General features: G+C 49.5%; 17 protein-coding genes. 8 read left to right on the top strand and 9 right to left on the bottom strand.

What is annotated here, in order from left to right; all coding sequences use genetic code 11:
* Window positions 1–257: 257 nt before the first annotated feature.
* Both LZP69_RS00675 and LZP69_RS00670 read left to right on the top strand, forming a co-directional pair.
* The gene (locus LZP69_RS00675; protein WP_234198128.1) at window positions 258–815 is read left to right on the top strand and encodes a DUF4124 domain-containing protein; all 558 of its coding nucleotides are present in this window, start codon (window positions 258–260) and stop codon (window positions 813–815) included.
* Window positions 816–868: 53 nt separating this feature from the next.
* Complete coding sequence (locus tag LZP69_RS00670; RefSeq protein ID WP_234198127.1) at window positions 869–1,330, top strand: hypothetical protein; 462 nt, start codon at window positions 869–871, stop codon at window positions 1,328–1,330.
* Window positions 1,331–1,414: 84 nt separating this feature from the next.
* On the opposite strand, the gene LZP69_RS00665 is transcribed toward LZP69_RS00670, so the two are convergent.
* From LZP69_RS00665 to mpl, 5 genes are all read right to left on the bottom strand, one after another.
* Entirely contained in the window at window positions 1,415–2,185 is a 771-nt protein-coding gene (locus LZP69_RS00665; RefSeq protein ID WP_234198925.1) for an ABC transporter permease, read from the bottom strand.
* A 14-nt stretch (window positions 2,186–2,199) separates the two neighbouring features.
* Complete coding sequence (locus tag LZP69_RS00660; RefSeq protein ID WP_234198126.1) at window positions 2,200–3,138, bottom strand: ABC transporter ATP-binding protein; 939 nt, start codon at window positions 3,136–3,138, stop codon at window positions 2,200–2,202.
* Window positions 3,139–3,219: 81 nt separating this feature from the next.
* Window positions 3,220–3,750 carry a hypoxanthine phosphoribosyltransferase gene (gene hpt, locus LZP69_RS00655; RefSeq protein ID WP_234198125.1) on the bottom strand — a complete coding sequence of 177 codons (531 nt, stop codon included), beginning with the start codon at window positions 3,748–3,750 and terminating at the stop codon, window positions 3,220–3,222.
* A 17-nt stretch (window positions 3,751–3,767) separates the two neighbouring features.
* A complete protein-coding gene (locus tag LZP69_RS00650; protein ID WP_234198124.1) occupies window positions 3,768–4,427 on the bottom strand; it encodes a flavin prenyltransferase UbiX in 660 nt (219 codons plus the stop codon).
* Between the two features lie 40 nt (window positions 4,428–4,467).
* Window positions 4,468–5,841 carry a UDP-N-acetylmuramate:L-alanyl-gamma-D-glutamyl-meso-diaminopimelate ligase gene (gene mpl / locus LZP69_RS00645; protein WP_234198123.1) on the bottom strand — a complete coding sequence of 458 codons (1,374 nt, stop codon included), beginning with the start codon at window positions 5,839–5,841 and terminating at the stop codon, window positions 4,468–4,470.
* Window positions 5,842–6,160: 319 nt separating this feature from the next.
* On the opposite strand from mpl, the gene LZP69_RS00640 reads away from it, so the two are divergent.
* Complete coding sequence (locus LZP69_RS00640; protein WP_234198122.1) at window positions 6,161–8,185, top strand: S9 family peptidase; 2,025 nt, start codon at window positions 6,161–6,163, stop codon at window positions 8,183–8,185.
* Window positions 8,186–8,299: 114 nt separating this feature from the next.
* Here the strand turns inward: LZP69_RS00640 and LZP69_RS00635 are convergent, their stop codons facing one another.
* Window positions 8,300–8,662 carry a response regulator gene (locus LZP69_RS00635; RefSeq protein ID WP_234198121.1) on the bottom strand — a complete coding sequence of 121 codons (363 nt, stop codon included), beginning with the start codon at window positions 8,660–8,662 and terminating at the stop codon, window positions 8,300–8,302.
* 201 nt (window positions 8,663–8,863) lie between these two features.
* Window positions 8,864–10,336 (bottom strand): protein adenylyltransferase SelO, encoded by a 1,473-nt coding sequence (locus tag LZP69_RS00630; RefSeq protein ID WP_234198120.1) that lies wholly within the window; start codon window positions 10,334–10,336, stop codon window positions 8,864–8,866.
* 318 nt (window positions 10,337–10,654) lie between these two features.
* On the opposite strand from LZP69_RS00630, the gene LZP69_RS00625 reads away from it, so the two are divergent.
* From LZP69_RS00625 to LZP69_RS00615, 3 genes are all read left to right on the top strand, one after another.
* The gene (locus LZP69_RS00625; protein ID WP_234198119.1) at window positions 10,655–11,509 is read left to right on the top strand and encodes a pirin family protein; all 855 of its coding nucleotides are present in this window, start codon (window positions 10,655–10,657) and stop codon (window positions 11,507–11,509) included.
* Window positions 11,510–11,779: 270 nt separating this feature from the next.
* Window positions 11,780–13,255, top strand: coding sequence for a sodium:proton antiporter NhaD (gene nhaD, locus LZP69_RS00620; protein WP_234198118.1), 1,476 nt, complete (start codon window positions 11,780–11,782; stop codon window positions 13,253–13,255).
* A 278-nt stretch (window positions 13,256–13,533) separates the two neighbouring features.
* Window positions 13,534–14,472: a DMT family transporter gene (locus tag LZP69_RS00615; RefSeq protein WP_234198117.1), complete on the top strand. Its 939-nt coding sequence runs from the start codon at window positions 13,534–13,536 to the stop codon at window positions 14,470–14,472.
* Window positions 14,473–14,474: 2 nt separating this feature from the next.
* On the opposite strand, the gene LZP69_RS00610 is transcribed toward LZP69_RS00615, so the two are convergent.
* Window positions 14,475–15,413: a hypothetical protein gene (locus LZP69_RS00610; RefSeq protein ID WP_234198116.1), complete on the bottom strand. Its 939-nt coding sequence runs from the start codon at window positions 15,411–15,413 to the stop codon at window positions 14,475–14,477.
* A 380-nt stretch (window positions 15,414–15,793) separates the two neighbouring features.
* Between LZP69_RS00610 and nfsB the strand changes: the two genes are divergently transcribed.
* On the top strand, window positions 15,794–16,447 hold the full coding sequence (nfsB, locus tag LZP69_RS00605; protein WP_234198115.1) for an oxygen-insensitive NAD(P)H nitroreductase: 654 nt from the start codon (window positions 15,794–15,796) through the stop codon (window positions 16,445–16,447).
* A 166-nt stretch (window positions 16,448–16,613) separates the two neighbouring features.
* Window positions 16,614–17,276 carry a thiol:disulfide interchange protein DsbA/DsbL gene (locus LZP69_RS00600; protein ID WP_234198114.1) on the top strand — a complete coding sequence of 221 codons (663 nt, stop codon included), beginning with the start codon at window positions 16,614–16,616 and terminating at the stop codon, window positions 17,274–17,276.
* 210 nt (window positions 17,277–17,486) lie between these two features.
* On the opposite strand, the gene LZP69_RS00595 is transcribed toward LZP69_RS00600, so the two are convergent.
* Complete coding sequence (locus LZP69_RS00595) at window positions 17,487–18,011, bottom strand: cytochrome b/b6 domain-containing protein (RefSeq protein WP_234198113.1); 525 nt, start codon at window positions 18,009–18,011, stop codon at window positions 17,487–17,489.
* Window positions 18,012–18,030 lie beyond the last annotated feature (19 nt).

Raw genomic sequence — 18,030 nt, 5'->3', positions numbered from 1 at the left:
TCCTCTCGCCAGTAAAATTGCTTGTTTTACAAACAAAAGCTGGAGTTAAACTCTAAGTTACGTCATAGTTAACAGGTTAGAACTAAGACAGGGAATATGTGCTTAGTCATGAACTTAGTCATGTGCATAGTAATGAACTGAGTCATCTAATGCAGTGCCAAAATTTCTATTTAACGCAACGCATTATTGCTACAAGGTGATCGCAACAACTGACTGTGATCCATACACTTTAGGCTGATAGAGGACAGTATCGCCCAATGGACAAACGATTGCTCACTTCGCTGGTGTTTATCTCACTGGCGTTTCCCCTCAACGCCCATGCAGGCACCATATATAAGTGTGTCAAAGGCGACAAGATTGTCTTTAGCCAGGTCTCTTGTCCGAAAGAGTTTCGGCAACACGAAATAGAGTATCAGTTGGGTGTCGTCACCGAAACCGACAGCGACAAACCCAAAGAGACCAAAGACCCATTAAAAGCTCTCCTGGCTAAAGAGTCGCTCTCAAAAGAGCAATTACTGCACCTGATCGACGGCGAGCTTTATCGCCTCAAACAGGAAAACAGCTACTATGAAATCCTCCGTGCCAGCGAGCTGCAAAAGCTGGATCGTAAACGTTACTGGCAAAAAAAAGCCAAAGATGACCCCGAGTTTTTAGCTCAAATCGATAAGATGGATCGTTACTTCGATGATCTTATTAAGATAAACGCAGATACCCTGGCATTATTAGAGCAACATAAACACAAAATTGAAGCGACCATAGGAGAAGAAGATACGGACAAAAGTCAGGCACAGCTGCCAAAAACAAACATAAACTAGGTAAAAAAGAACTAAAATTAAGCTTAAATCTTCACCACTGGCCAAAAGAGTAAGTGAAACTTAAACTGATACGGCAACTCAATCGCTACACCCTGCTGATGACAGGCCTGCTTCTGGGCCTAGTGCTGAGTTACCTATTATCCCCCCAATTCACTCAAATGAGCCCAAAAGATGAGGCCAACACTGGCAGTGAGCAGCTAGACCCTTATCAGTTTATGCGTCACTCCCAACATCTGCTGCGCCGAACCGAGATCATAGAACCCCTGATCTGCGCAAAATTGGCCTCAGATTTAAGCATAGAAATCGACGCCACTAAATTGCACCAGGGGCTGGAAAAGCAACTTGCCCCCTTTAATCAGGATAAGGATAAACAGCAGGGACGATACCTGCTTATCTATCTCAAAGGTTACGCCTATGGTCTGGTTCATGGTCTCGACGATAAAGAGGGGATCTTTAACGCCCTGAAATGTCAACGCTGGCTGGAAGAAAGTGAGGCGATAAAGCTGTTGATCTAACCAAAGATCCAGTCCCAGAAATAGAAAACGGCAGCCTATCGCTGCCGTTTTTCATGTTATTCCAAGTTTTAAGTTCTCAGGTTTTCAGGTTCTTAAGCCGATACCCCGGCTAATAAGGTAGTAGGCGATAGCCCAAAGGCCGATACAGAAACCTAGCATGATGGCAACCGACAACGGAATGCTGATATCGGCATAACCGAGAAAGCCATAGCGAAAGACGTTGATCATATAGACCACAGGGTTGAGCTGGGACACCCCCTGCCAAAAGCCGGGCAGTAAACTCAGGGAGTAGAACACCCCGCCAAGATAGGTCAGCGGCGTCAGCACAAAAGTGGGCACTATACTGATATCATCATAACTCTTGGCAAATACCGCATTGATTAAGCCACCCAGAGCAAACAGGACCGAGGTCAGCAGCACGGTAATGGCCACCAGCCCCACATGATGCAGGCTGATATCGACAAAATACATGGCCACTAAGGTCACTATGGTACCCACACACAGGCCACGAGCCACGCCACCGGCCACATAGCCGGCAATCATCACATAATGGGGCACAGGCGCGACAATCAGCTCCTCGAGATTACGCTGAAACTTGGCACTGAAAAACGAAGAGGCCACGTTAGAGTAGGAGGCGGTGATCACCGACATCATGATAAGGCCAGGCGCAATAAACTCCATATAGCTCACCCCGCCCATCTCGCCGATACGTTTGCCCACCAGATTACCAAAGATTAGGAAATAGAGTGTCATAGAGATAGCCGGCGGCACTAAGGTCTGCACCCAGATGCGGGTAAAGCGAGTGATCTCTTTGATTAAAATGCTTTTAAATGCAGTGAGATAAACCTGCTTCATATTGATATTTGCGCTCATGCTCGGCTCCCTTTTCCCTGCTCCACTAGTGCAACAAACAACTCTTCCAGGCGGTTGGCCTTGTTACGCATGGATAAGACCTCTACCCCTTGTTCACTCAACTTGGCAAACACACTGTTGATGCTGTGCTCCTTGGCCACATCCACCTCCAAGGTATGGGGATCGATTAAGCGGCAAGTAATACCATTGAGCTCTGGCAAGGCATTGAGATCAGCCTTAAGATCGAACACGAAAGTTTCCATATTGAGACGGCTGAGCAGGGACTTCATGCTGGTACATTCCACCAACTCACCCTTATCGATAATGCCGATATTGCGGCACAGCATCTCGGCCTCCTCCAAATAATGAGTGGTTAGAATAATGGTCACACCTTGCTTGTTAAGCTCAGTCAAGAAGGTCCACATCGACCGCCTTAATTCGATATCTACCCCGGCCGTTGGCTCATCGAGGATCAGCAATTTAGGCTCGTGCATCAAGGCGCGAGCGATCATCAAGCGACGCTTCATCCCACCGGAGAGTGCTCGCGCCGGGCTGTTACGTTTATCCCAGAGATCCAGCTGCGTCAGGTATTTCTTAGCACGCTCGAAGGCCAGCTCCCGGGAAACCCCGAAGTAACCCGCCTGATTGACCACTATCTGCTGCACTGTCTCAAACTGGTTGAAGTTAAACTCCTGGGGCACTAGGCCGATCGCCATCTTGGCCAGCTCAAGCTCTATGTCTATGTCATGCTCAAACACGCTGACTTTACCCGAGGTTTTCTGCACCAGGGAACAGATAACGCCGATCGTGGTCGACTTACCGGCACCATTTGGGCCCAGCAGGGCAAAAAAATCCCCCGCCTTCACCTTGAGGCTGATCCCTTTTACCGCTTCAACACCGCCCTTATAGGTTTTCTTAAGGGAATCTATGGTTAACGCATACGGCTGCTTGGTCATTAATTACTTCCATTTTCTAACAAGAATCCACAAACAAAAACTCCCGCGCACGCAGGAGTTTTAAATTTTACCGGCAATCGATTAATCCAGAGGGACAACTTTGGCAATATAGGGCAAGTTGCGATACTGCTCGGCATAGTCGATGCCGTAACCCACGATAAACTCATCCGGGATAGTAAAACCGATAAAGTCTACATGCACGTCCACTTCACGGCGCTCAGGCTTATCGAGCAGAGTACAGAGGGCCAAACTCTTTGGCTCCCGCAGCAGTAACATTTCGCGCACTTTATTTAGGGTGTTGCCTGAATCGATAAGATCTTCGACGATCAATACATCGCGACCGGCAATATCAGATTGCACATCTTTTAAAATCTTCACATCCCGTGAACTGGTCATCGCATTTCCGTAGCTCGATACCGACATAAAGTCGATCTCCACGTGACCCTTAATTCGGCGACACAGATCGGCCATAAAGACCACTGAACCTTTCAGCAAACCCACCATTAACAGGCGCTCGCTGTTAGCGTAATGAGCATTGATCTGCTCTGCTAATCGATTCAGTTGCTGCTCAATCTCATCTGCCGAGATCATCACTTCGATGGTGTGTTTCATATACTTCTCAAAATTTCTTAATTGTCGCTACTGCTGGCACTGTGCTTGGCATAGCCCCAACGCTGAGTTAATGCGTGGTCGACACCCAGATGGTCTAAGATCCGAGCGACCATGAAGTCTACCAGATCTTGGATCGATTTGGGATCATGATAAAAGCCTGGAGCGGCAGGCATTATGGTCGCGCCGAGTTTTGACAGCGACAGCATATGTGCTAAATGTATGCTGTTAAAGGGAGTTTCCCTTGGCACCAGAATAAGTTGCCCGCGCTCTTTTATCACCACATCGGCGGCGCGCTCCAGCAAATTATTACTCATACCCGTGGCGACGGCTGCGAGAGTCCCAGTGCTGCAGGGGCAGATCACCATCTGCTTGGGTGCAGCCGAGCCTGAGGCGGGCGGTGAAAACCACTCCTCTTTGCCTAATACAAACAGCTCCCCTGTGACAGGCTCGCCTTGGCTTTCGAACAATTCGAGTAGCTGATCCTTGGCCTTGTCACCATTGCTGCTCAGCTGCAGTCCCTGCTCGGTTGCCAATACCACACGCGCCGCACTGGATATCATCAAAAACACCTGATAATCGGCACGTAACAGGCATTCAAGCAGCCTTAGGCCATAGGGCGCACCGGATGCACCTGTCCAGGCCAGACTGATGGCTTTAGCCTTTCTTGGATAATTCATAATCCTCTCTTTTCAAGTGCTGAACTTAAGCTGTTAGCGGCTAGCTTTGGGATAATCGGGCGAGGAGCTTGCCATGTAAACCACCAAATCCGCCGTTGCTCATCACGATTATGGTATCGCCGACCTTAGCTTCACTGGCCACCTGTTCCACCAGCTCATCGATCTGGTATAGCACAGATACAGGCAGAGGAGCCGCATCCATCGCCGCCTTCACATCCCAGGCGATATTGTCCGCCTGATAGAGAAAGGCGCGATCCGCCAGCGCCATTGAGCCTGCCAGGGTTGCCTTATGCACCCCACGCTTCATGGTATTTGAACGTGGCTCAAGCACCACAATAATCCGTCCCTCTCCCACCTTGGCGCGGCACCCTTGTAAGGTGGTCGCTATGGCGGTGGGATGGTGGGCAAAATCATCATACACCTCTATGCCCTTGACCGAGCCAATCAGCTCCATACGTCTCTTAGGCGGTGCAAATCTCATTAATGCTTCGATAGCCGCCTGAGGCTGCACCCCGACATGACGCGCTGCGGCTATCGCCATAGTGGCGTTTTCCACATTGTGCTGACCGATAAGCTGCCAATCGACCACACCCTGAGGCTGACCCTTAAAGCTGACCTCAAACCTGTGGCCATCTTCACTCAGCAGCCTGGTTTGCCAGCCCTCTGATTCCGCTGAGCCATAGGTTTCCTGCTCGCTCCAGCAGCCCATCTCTATCACCTCGCGCACTGCATCGCTGGCTGCAGGCCAGACTATCTTGCCCTGGCCCGGTACGGTACGGATAAGATGGTTAAACTGACGCTGGATCGCCTTAAGATCGTCGAAAATATCGGCGTGGTCGAACTCAAGATTATTGATCACTAAGGTGCGAGGCTGGTAATGAACAAACTTAGATCGCTTGTCGAAGAAGGCGCTGTCGTACTCGTCGGCCTCCACCACGAAGAAGGGTGAGCCCCCTAATCGCGCCGAGACACCGAAGTTTTGCGGCACGCCGCCAATCAAAAAGCCGGGCTCATAACCACAATCTTCTAAAATCCAGGCCAACATGCTGGAGGTGGATGTCTTGCCATGGGTACCAGAAACAGCCAATACCCAACGGTTAGCCAGTATATGCTGGGCTAAAAACTGCGGGCCTGAGGTGTAATTTAAACCCCGATTGAGCACGGCCTCGACACAGGGGTTGCCCCGGCTCATGGCGTTGCCTATGACCACTAAATCGGGGGCATCCTCTTCACTTTGCCCCAATTGATCGGGGTCAAACCCTTGGATCAACTCGATACCTTGCTGCTCAAGTTGCGTGCTCATTGGGGGATAAACATTGGCGTCGCTGCCTGTTACCTTATGACCACAGGCTCTGGCTAACAGGGCTAGCCCGCCCATAAAAGTGCCACAGATCCCTAAAATATGTACATGCATTAAGTTGGCTCTGATGAGAAATGATCAGTGAGTATTCTAACCAGTTACAGCCCCTTTGTCAGTTATCCGCCCGTTTTATCCTTAAGTTTCAGCCGTCTAAAATACCCGCCCAGTTTGAGACGGGAAAAATCATTCAACTCTCCGGAAAACTAGATTTTAAGCTTGATTTAAGTTTAGGAAAAATAAAGAAATTAATCACAAATAACATGTGACACAGGGCGATAAAACCCCGACAATGACCCCCAAGATCCAATATTGCTCCCGTAAAGGGCGCATGTAAAATCGACAAGAAAAACAAAAACACTAAGGAGAAGCAAGAGTGAAGAAAATAGGGATACTCTTACTGTGTCTGCTGTTGCCATTTTCTACGGCATTTGCACAAAAGCTGCTAACGGTCGAAACCCTGTGGGAATTAAGCCGCATCGGCAGTCCAATCGTCTCACCCGACGGTAAGTATATTATCGCGCCTGTGACCCAATATGATGTGCCGGAAGATAAGGGCTCAACCCAGCTCTATCTGTTTAATGAGGATGGCTCAAGCCAGAGAGCCATTACTGCAAAAGGCCTGAGGGTCAGCGAGGCAACATTCTCTCCCGATGGCAAGAGCCTTGCGTTTGTCAGCAAACGCGACGATGACGATGCCGGCCAGATCTACCTGCTGCCTCTATCCCAGCCTGGTGAAGCACAGCGTCTGACCGAGATCCCCGGCGGCGTCTATGGCATCAAGTGGGTGGGCCAACACCTCTACTTCATCAGCAAGGTTTTCCCCGGCAAAAACTGGGAAGAGATGAAAGCCCAGCTAAAAGCCGATAAAGACACCAAAGTCTCTGCCCACCAATGGAACACCCTGCCCTATGCCAGTTTCGACCACTGGATAGATGAAGAGCGTCAGGCACACCTGTTTCGCATCCCAGCAAAGGGCGGTGATATCCAGGCTATTACCCTTCCCTTAGACAAACAGCTGCCACGTAACTATCAGAGTGCCAGCAACTATGATGTCGACGCCAAAGAGCAATGGCTAGCCTTCAATGCTAACGGCTGGGACGATCAGATTGATATCAAACTGGATATCTTCCTGACCAAAATTGGCAGCGATAAAGTGGTTAACTTAACCCCAAGCAATAACGCGCCAGACAGCAGACCGACTTTCAGCCCAGATGGCAAGACATTAGCTTTTACGCGTCAGAGTATCCCTGGCTTCTATGCCGACACAGCCAAGCTGGTGTTACTGGATATGAACAAACGCACCGAGCGTGTACTGGCAAATAATTGGGATCGCTCGGTTTCCAGCTTTAGCTGGACCGCCGACAGCAAGGGCTTTTATGCCGCCATAGATGATGCTGGCACACGCCGCATCTATGCTATCGATGCCATAAAAGACAAGGTAAAGCCCATCACCCAAGCGACCAACTTCGGTCAGCCAGCCATCACCAAGGATGGTCAGCTGTATGCCACCAATGAGAGTTTCCTCCATCCGGCACGCTTAGTGAAAGTCGATGCCCGCAATGGCAAGACCACTCGCCTTGACAGCTTCAATGATGACATTTTAAAGGATGTAGATTTAGGCACTTACGAGTCTGTGACCTATAAGGGCTACCAGGGCGATGATATCCAGATGTGGATACACTACCCACCCGGATTCGATTCAAGCAAGAAATACCCGCTATTTATGCTAATCCACGGCGGCCCACACAATGCGATATCCGATGGCTTCCATTACCGCTGGAACGCACAGACCTTCGCCTCCTGGGGCTATGTCACCGCCTGGCCTAACTTCCATGGCTCGAGTGGCTTCGGTCAGGAATTTACTGACAGCATCAACCCAGATTGGAAGAATAAGTCGCTGGAAGACATAATGCAGGCGGTCGACTGGTTCAAGCAAAAGTCTTGGATCGATGGCGATCGCATGGTGGCCGGTGGCGGCAGCTACGGTGGCTATTTAAGCTCCATCATCTTAGGTCAGGAAAACCAGCCCTTTAAGGCGCTGCTGATCCATGCCGCCGTGTACAACATGTACTCGCAAATGTCCGGTGACTTTGAACCCCATGCCACGCGTTTTGGCCATTACTACGAAAATCCTGAGCTGTATAAGTCGACCTCGCCGCACTATTTTGCCGACAAGTTCAATACGCCCAGTTTAATTATCCACGGTCAGTTGGATTACCGAGTCCCTGTTGGCCAAGGGTTTGAGCTGTTCCGTACTCTGCAAAATCGTGGTGTCGAGTCGCGGATGATCTATTTCCCCGATGAGAATCACTGGGTCTTAAAACCCAATAACTCCATCTACTGGTATCAGCAGGTGAAAGATTGGATGACCCGCTTCGCCGAGCCTGGTGCGCGCTAGTCCTAGTCTACACAGTAAAATGTAAAAAAAGGCTGATCATGAGATCAGCCTTTTTATTTCTAAGCAATTACCAATTGATAGCTAAGCCATATCAGTGCGATATCTAAGCTGTGATTATGAGAGGTACTTATCCAGCAGTTCGTAGATGGCCGCAGGCATAATAGGCTTAGCCACATAATCATCGGCACCGAGTTTTAACGCAAAATTCTTATCCGAATCTTCACTCAGGTTACTTATCACCACAATAGGGATCTTACTCTGCTGTTCGCTTTTAAGCTGTTTCAACACCTGATAGCCATTCACTTCCGGCATGGTAATGTCGAGCAAAATCAGTTCTGGCGTATAGGTATTTAACAGTTCCAGGGCCATGCTACCCGAGTTAGCCGAGATCACTTCATAATCTTCACCTAAGAGTGAAAGCAACACCCCTGTGCATACAGGATCATCATCGACTACTAAGATTTTTGCTCTATTCATCCATCGGCCTCATCGGTAACATTGTTTATCAATCGTAATAGCATTGTATCTGATATGTGACGAAAAGCTAGACGAGACTCACTCGACTTACTGCTTCATTTTATTATGGAATTGCCCGGATTGCGTAATCAAGTCAGCCCCATAATTCCTCAGTACATTTCTCAGTACAGTACCTGAACTCATCGGCTGAATAGGCACTAATCAGGTGCCGCAATAACTGACAAAGGGGCCAAAACTCGCAGGCGCAGCCTTGGCATACTCTTCAAATCCTTCCCGCACCTGAAAAGGATCTTGCAATAACTCAGTCAGTCGCTCAAAGGGCTGATAATCTCCCTGCTCTGCAGCGGCAATGGCCGCTTCCACCAGATGATTACGCGCAATATAAACCGGATTAACCCTGTTCATCAGGCCGACCTGCTGCGCCTTCGAATGGGGATCGCTAGAGAGCCTCGCCAGCCAGCGTTCACGCCAGGCGTTAAAAGCCTCAGCCTTAGCAAACAGCTGCTGAGCCTGGTTGTCAGCAGTCTCTATGTCTTGTGCCAGTTGCCTGAAGAGCTGGGTGAAATCGACCCCATCGTCAGCCATCAACTCAAGCAACTGCTCGCAGAGTTCGCCATCTTGCTCCTGAGGTTCTGACAAGCCTAACTTGGCGCAGGCGCCGCTTAGCCAGTGCTGATTAAACACAGGCCAAAAGCCCTTTATAGCCTCTGTCGCCAGGTCGATAGCCTGCTGCTCATCATCATTAAGCAGAGGCAGCAGGGTTTCGGCAAAGCGGGCAAGATTCCACTGGGCAATTGCTGGTTGGGCGCTGTAACGATAGCGCCCCTCACGGTCGATTGAGCTAAAGACGGCATCGGCATCATAGTGATCGATAAAGGCGCAGGGGCCGTAATCGATAGTCTCGCCGCTGATGGTCATATTATCTGTATTCATCACCCCATGAACAAAGCCCACCAGCAGCCATTTAGCGACCAGCTTTGCCTGCCTGTCCCGCACGGCGCAGATAAAGTCCAGATAAGGCTGCTTGCTCTGCTGCAATTGAGGATAGTGACGCGCAATACTGTGATCGGCCAGCTGTTTCACCCTGTCCATCTCGCCCCGGGCGGCAAAATATTGAAAAGTACCGACTCTCAGATGGCTGGAGGCCACTCGTGTAAACACGGCTCCGGGCAGGAGACGATCGCGGAAGATCTCCTCGCCTGTGGTAACCACGGCGAGCGCGCGCGTCGTGGGGATATCAAGTGCGTGCATCGCCTCACAGAGAATATATTCCCGCAGTGCAGCGCCAATCACAGCCTTACCATCACCGCCACGAGAGAAGCAGGTCGGGCCCGAGCCTTTAAGCTGTATGTCCCAGCGATTTTCTGATCCATCTAATACCTCACCGAGTAGCAAGGCGCGACCATCCCCTAATCTTGGACTAAAGCCCCCAAATTGATGGCCGGCATAGACCTGAGCCAGCGGCTCAGCGCCCACAGGCGCCTCGCCGCCAGACAGCACTCTGGCGAGTTGCTCACTGTCGCGATTGCCTAAAGCCAAACTTGCAGCAAGTTCGCTATTGAGCTTAATTAACTTTGGTGCGGGAGCGAGATCCCCCAAACAAGCGTCATAAGCCCAGCTCATCTCGCGGGCAAAACTATTATCAAACCTGAAACCCAAATCGATACAGCCCATATTCAGTCCCATAAAGAGTTAAATTAGGTAGGCAGAAACCTTATACCCTCTACTCTACCTTATTCCGGGGGCTCAAAAACAGTAACAGCTAATAAAGCCGGATGAGTCACGACCTGGCAGGGACAAAACATTCTAAAAAATAGAAACAAATATGCACTATTTCGTGATATTCGTTCTATTCATTTGTTGTTAATCTCTCACGACAGACTCGCGCTTGGGTTAGGTTTTAAAGGCGATTGACTATCATATAGAGACTCGACCGACTCAGTGCGCACTCAATGAATCCATAGGACATTCATGCAATGTGAGGAGCCCAATATGAAAGTGATTAACCAGTTTAGCGCCCAAGCGGCGATGGATGGCGATGGTGTCAATATCCGCCGCGTGGCCGATTTTACTCGGACTCAATTCGATCCTTTTCTCATGTTAGATGAGATTAAGTCCGACGATGAGCAAGACTTTATTGGCGGCTTCCCCCCTCACCCACATCGCGGCATTGAGACCTTCACCTATATCCGCAAGGGTGGCTTCGAGCACAGGGATCAGATGGGCAATGTTAAAGCGATCCGCGCCACAGACGTTCAGTGGATGAGCACAGGTTATGGTGTGGTGCACTCAGAAATGCCACTCGCCGATGCCGCCGATGGACTGCACGGCTTTCAGATCTGGGTCAATATGCCCGCCAAAGATAAACTGCGCCCAGCCATTTACCAGGACAGCACTCAGGTTCGTAATCCCGAGATGAGCAATGACACTGGGGCAACCCTTCGCGCACTGGCAGGCGACTGGCAATTTGTCGGTGGCCAGAGCATCAGCGCGCCCATTCAAGGACTTGCAGGAGAGGCGCTGATCGCCGATCTCATGCTGGCGCCAAAGGGCAGCGCACAACTCTCGCTGAGCCACAGAGAATATGCCGGGCTCTATATCTATCGAGGCAGTCTGCACACAGCGGACAACAAGTATGGTGAGGGCGAATACCTGATTGTCGACAGTCAGATCTTGCTATCACTGCAAAGTGGTGAGACTAGCGCAGGCGTCTTGTTATTTGCAGGGCAGCCCATCAGGGAAACCATAGTCCATATGGGGCCCTTTGTGATGAATACTCAGGCCGAGATCCAACAGGCGATTGTCGACTATCAGGTCGGCCGACTGGGCTCCATCAACCCCAACTGACCCAAATCTCGCTTAACTTGGCGCGAGGAAAAAACTGGTACAAGAGTAAAAAATACCGCTTATTCTTTATGAATTTGCGGTATTTTTTCTGCTGAATTTTGCTTATCTTCCTAGATAAACTAGTATTTTTAGCCTGCATACTGAGTTTTATTTGTTCTCTATGTCGAAGAATGCCATAAAAATATCTGCTAATTTTGAGAAATATCAAGTTCTGAACCAGGTAAGTTGTGGTAATTTTTTCAGCATTCCCTTAAGAATCGAGCTTACTGAATGAGATCACAACAGCGTAAACCAGCAAAGTTTCTCCCGCATCTAATCCGTTTTTTCACGCTTATTTGTGTACTCTTTGCCCCTGGGGTGTTTGCGAGTGACGCTGAAAATACCCATGCGATTCTTGACCTTACCGCCACTACTGCTGGCTATCTGTGTGTCACCATCTTTATCCTGGCGTACTTATTGGTGATGGGGGAAGAGGTACTGCACCTTAGAAAATCCAAACCTGTGCTGATCGCCGCCGGCTTTATCTGGGGTGTCATCGGCTACATCTATGTACAAAACGGCATGTCTGAGCTGTCTGAAGCCGCCTTTAAACATAACCTGCTTGAATATGCCGAACTACTGTTGTTTCTGCTGGTCGCCATGACCTATATCAGCGCAATGGAAGAGCGTAATCTTTTCGATGCGTTGCGTAGCTGGATGATCCTCAAGGGTTTTAGTCTGCGTACCGTTTTCTGGCTCACCGGCTTTATGGCCTTTTTTATCTCCCCTATCGCCGATAACCTGACCACGGCACTGCTGATGTGCGCCGTAGTAATGAAAGTGGGCGGCGATAACAAAGGCTTTATCTCTATCGCCTGTATCAATATCGTGGTGGCCGCCAATGCCGGTGGCGCCTTCAGCCCCTTTGGCGATATCACCACCTTGATGGTCTGGCAAAAAGGCACTGTGCATTTCAGCGAATTCCTTCACCTGTTTATTCCATCCTTGGTGAACTACCTGGTGCCTGCGGCTATCATGAGCTTTTTCATCAAAAACACCACCCAAGATACTCAAGAAGAAAAGGTGCGTCTGAAACGGGGAGCAAGGCGCATAGTGGTACTGTTTTTACTCACTATAACCACGGCCGTGTGTACCCACAGCCTGCTGGGATTACCCCCAGTATTGGGTATGATGACGGGCCTTGGCTTCCTGCAGCTATTCGGTTTCTTCCTGCGTAAAAGCTTTCCTAAAGCGATATTGCTGGCCAAAGAAAAGGCCAAACAGGAAAATGATCTCAAGCGTCTAGGTCAATTAGGCAACGTTGTGCCCTTCGATGTCTTTAGGCGGATCGCTCAGGCGGAGTGGGATACCCTGTTATTCTTCTATGGCGTGGTGCTCTGTGTCGGCGGCCTGGGCTTTATGGGCTATCTGAGCCTAGTGTCTGAAGCCATGTACAGCCAATGGGATGTCACCTATGCCAATGTCGCCGTAGGCGTGCTCTCGGCCATAGTCGATAATATCCCTGTGATGTTTGCCGTACTGACCATGAATCCGGATATGGTATTAGGCCAGTGGTTATTGGTGACTTTAACCGCTGGGGTCGGTGGCAGCTTACTCTCTATCGGTAGCGCCGCTGGCGTTGCCCTGATGGGACAGGCTCGTGGCAATTACACCTTCATTGGTCACCTCAAGTGGACCCCGGTAATCGCCCTGGGTTATATCGCCAGTATTCTTGTCCATCTCTGGCTGAATTCGGCTTTGTTTTAAGTCTGCCATCGCAGGCCTGTAGCCAACTCTTTAGTGGATATGGCCAAAGCGCTGAAATACCATAAATTTTATAAACTTAAACGGAAGGGACAGGTGCTGAAGGGCCTTGTCCCTTCTGAGGCTATGGGACTTCTATATCAACTTGAATGGGTCCGATAAAGAAAACAGAGTTATTTTGCGGCTGGATTCATTTTCCCGTAGCAATCGCGACTAAACTCAGTCAAAATCCCCGCGAATTTTATTTGGTGTTCAAGCATCAGGTGTCAAGGCCCTTAATCATGTCAGCGCAGCCCTCTCTTCCTAAATTAGTGCCGGTTTCCTTTTTAGCCGTAGTGATCATCTGGTCGACGACCCCCCTTGGCATAGTCTGGAGTAGCGAATCGGTTCACCCGACTATGGCCGTGCTACTGCGTATGGTGATCGCCCTCTTGATTGGTGGCCTGCTAATTATGTTCAGCAGCATACGTCTGCCACTAAATCGCACCGCCTTTAAGCTCTATGGCTATTCTGCTATCGGCATAGTGGGCGGCATGTTGCTCAGTTATTTTGCCGCGCGTTTTATTCCCTCAGGTACCATGTCGCTCATCTTCGGCCTATCCCCCTTGCTGTCGGGTTTACTGGCACAAAAATTGTTGAACGAAGCGAAATTCAGCAAGATGCGTATATTGGCCTTTGTAATAGCTTTTAGCGGCTTGGCCGTGGTCTGCTCTGCCAAGCTGGCACTCGATGGTGATAGCTGGATAGGCCTCATCCTAGTTCTCTGCGCCGTGTGTTTGTTCAGCTTAAGCGGCGTACTGATAAAAACCGTGGAGCTGGCGATTCATCCGATTGCCAGTACAGTCGGCGCCTTGCTGGTTTCTACGCCCCTGTTTGCCTTGGCCTGGCTGCTGTTTGACGCCAGCCTTCCTGTCGATACCTGGTCGCTGCGTTCTATGGCCGCCATCATCTATCTGGGTATCTTCGGATCCTTGATTGGCTTTATCGGCTACTTCTATATTTTGCAGCACCTTAATGCCAGCACGGTCGCCCTGGTCACCTTGATCACCCCTGTATTTGCCATGATTTTAGGGGCGATACTCAATAATGAGACCATTACTCAAGAGCTGATTATGGGTGCAGGACTCGTAATAGGCGGTCTGGGTCTGTATCAATTTGGCGACAAACTGATAAGGCACAGGGCAAAACCCGCGAGTTTATCGACCGCAGGGAAAGACTGAAGCTAGGCCTCCTCTGGCAGAGAAAGGTGCATACGACTGATATCGCGATTCCATAATTGGATGATCTTGCGCGTCTTATCTTTGTTGTAGAAACATTTGCCAAAGATGATGATCCCAGCGCCTTCCAGATCGCGCCGGGATTGAATGCCAAAACGCTGACAAAGCTCAGGTTTAAACAGGTCGATGGGAATACCCACATCCTGACAATCGGCCGGATTGAGCCACATCATGGCTTTATCGCTATGGGAGATGGTACCCCAATACATGCGCGGCGCCCCCTTCTCTGTGGGCTCAGCATCGCTAAAATTTACAAACAGATTCTTCGCCCGCCAGCGATACTTAGGATCTGTGTAGACCCAGAGATCAGACTTGGCAAGATCACTGCCCCTAAGCAGGCTGTTGAGCAGCTTCTCCAGCCCTTCTGAGCCCATTTTAGGCTGAGTGTTTTGCTCGCCTGCGCCGCTCTCTTGCGCTGTATTGGCTTGGCTTGACTCGCTGTCGGTTTTGTTAGCCCCTGCGCTCTTTACGCCATAGTTGGTTTCAGGTTCGGCCACTAAGTCAGCCGCTTTCTTTGCCTGTGAGGCAGGTTTCGATGTCGGCGCCTTACCTTGGCTTCCTGCACGGCGGCGAGGCGGTTTAGAAAAGTCTATGACCAGAGACTCACTGTCTTGCAGCATCTGATTGACTTCGATGGCGTCCTGCTCTTCACGCTGACGACTTAACGAGGGTTTAAACTCCGGGCAATCGGCGCTGTGATAGCGCGAGCCAAAACAGGCCGCTTTACCATCGCGCGATGCCTTTCGATAATAGGCTTTACCATCACAGGCTGGACAATAGAGTTGTTGGCGCAAACGCTCTATTTGCGCCTCATCGAGAGATTGGAACCTAAATACCGAATAGGTGATCTTGCTATTATCATCCCGATAAATCGCATCTAGCATAGCCGGGCTTCCCTCATCAAACTGGTTATCCCCATGACATGGGGTAATTGCTCAGACAGACTCAATACCCTCTCGATTATCCGCTTACCGATGGAAGGAGGATATCAGTCCCATTAGCGCATTTTACGGCCAATTATTTTGCAGCCAAATATTTCGTAGTTAAGCATCACCATCATTTCAATCTTATGGCGAAAAAGCAAACCTACCCTAAGGCGAACTCCCCCGGCCAATATAGCCGCCAGTCTCATGCTAAGATCGCCTGTCACAGATATTACGCGCCATTATCAACTTATTTTTGAAAGTATTTGTGATTCCAGCCGGTTTTTCCCTGCATCTGCCTCACGTAAAATCAAGGCTCAGCTAAATACAGGAAGCCAACCATGCAATCAGCCAGCTTTTATGCCAACAAACGCTATACGACCAAATCTTTCGCTGCGGGTCAGAGAATCAGTGAGGAAAAAATAGAGGAGCTAAAGCAATTACTTAGACTTAGCCCTTCATCCACTAACTCTCAACCCTGGCACTTTGTACTGGCAGGCAGTGAAAGTGGTAAAGCGCAGATTGCCGAAGCAACCACAGATTTTGCCTTTAACACTCAGAAAATCCTCAACGCTTCTCATGTGCTGGTGCTGTGCACAAAAACCAGTATGGATGAGGCACACCTGCAAAAAGTGCTGGCACAAGAGGAGCAAGATGGCCGCTTTCAGAATGAAGAGGCGAAGCAGGGACAGCATAATGGCCGCTCTTTCTTCGTTAACATGCACAGAGTCGAATTAAAAGATGCCCAGCATTGGATGGAAAAACAGGTCTACCTTTCCCTTGGCACTCTCTTGCTAGGCGCCAGTTTGCTGGACATAGATGCATGCCCAATCGAAGGCTTCAATGCAACTAAGCTGAACCAGGTGCTTAATCTACCCGCTCAGGGTTTCAGCGCATCTGTCATTGTTGCCTTGGGTCAACGCAGCGAAGAGGATTTCAACGCCAAGCTGCCTAAGTCTCGTCTTCCTATCAGCGAAATCTTTACCGAGATCTAAGTCTGAACCCATGCCCATCTGAACGGATGGGCATGATTTACTTGCTAAACCCTATCCACATCACAGCTTGCCCGCCCGCTTTCAGACATACTTAAGCTTTTACTATTATCTTAAATTTCACTGAATTTTGTTAATGTTAGGCAGCCAGGCTGTCACCGAGGACACAATGATCAAACATATCGCCTTAGCGCTTACCTTAGCCATAGCGCCGCTAAGCAGTTTTGCAGCGCAGTTTGTTGAAGGAAAACATTTCACTACAGTATCAGACAAAGCACCAAGTGCTCAGCCCAAACTGACTGAGTTTTACTCCTTCTATTGCCACAACTGCTTCAACATGGAAACCCAATACCTTGCCGATATTAAGGCCAATCTGAAGCCGGGTGTCAGCTTCGACAGCAAACATGTTGACTTTATGAACAGTGAGATTGGCACCGAAGTGATGCGTTCACTGGGCGTTATTCAAGAGATGAAGGTGCAGGACGAGATGATCCACGCCATGTTTGTTGCCATCCAGGGGGAAGCCGGTGGTCACGGGCATAGCCATGATCACGACCACAGCGCCCATGAAAAACCCCAGATCAACAGTCGCGACGATATCAAGAAGGTGTTTGCCGATAAAGGAATAGATATCAGCAACTATGACAAGGTAGCCGACAGCAAGGTGGTAACAGACAAGATCAACCTGTGGCGTTCTCAGCAAAGAGAGTTTAGGGTTCAAAGCGTACCCACATTTATCGTCAACGATAAATATGCAGTTAACTTGGGTGAGATCCGCACCCTAGGCGAGCTTATCGATCTTATTAACTATCTTGCTGTAGAGCATAAATAGTCCGCAATAGCCGTTTAACAAGCGCTAAATAGCCCAAAAGCCCCTCATGGGGCTTTTGTTTTGAAGGGGTAGAAGACTCGCAACAACTCGAAATTCTGAAACATTACCAGGTTCCCTATTATCAGGGGTTCTTCCTGAGTAAACCCTTAACCTTAATCGAGTTCGAGCGGCTGGTCACCACCCGAGACTCACTGGCCAGCTAACCCGCGGTTAGTTGCGGATAAAGTCAAGCAGATGGGAGATGGCGCAGATGGAGTGCACTATCAGAAAACCGATAAACCCCTGGGCAAATAAGTGATGCCAACTGCGCCACATTAAAGCATCACTACTGCCTTGTTGCAGATACCAGAGTAGACCTGTAACAGACACCCCCAACAAGAGCAGCAAGCCAATGCCTTCAATCAGGCTGAACAGCCCTTTGCCGCCCCCCGCGGGGATCCGCCCTTTCGCCAAACCTTTAAGATCGCTCACCACCTGGGACAGATCGCCTGTCAGATAGGGATAATATTGACGCCAGCCTCCGTGGATTGTGCTAGTGACCAGAATAGACAGGGAAAAACAGGCAGCGATAAGACCGAGGTAAACATGCAGCAGATCCCAAATAGAAGCATTGGCGCTAAGCCCCCTCCCCATCAAGATCCAGCCGCTGGTTGCTACCAAAAAAAGTGACAGAACAATTAATATAAGATGCTGATAATCAACTAGGTGTCTTACAAATTTTGTCACTTTATTCATATAGCCTCTCAAATTCAGC

It is taken from the genome of Shewanella sp. AS1 (genome assembly GCF_021412565.1).
Classification (GTDB): domain Bacteria; phylum Pseudomonadota; class Gammaproteobacteria; order Enterobacterales; family Shewanellaceae; genus Shewanella.
The sequence above is the reverse complement of the archived record's forward strand: the minus strand, read 5'-3'. Positions and strand labels throughout refer to the sequence as shown.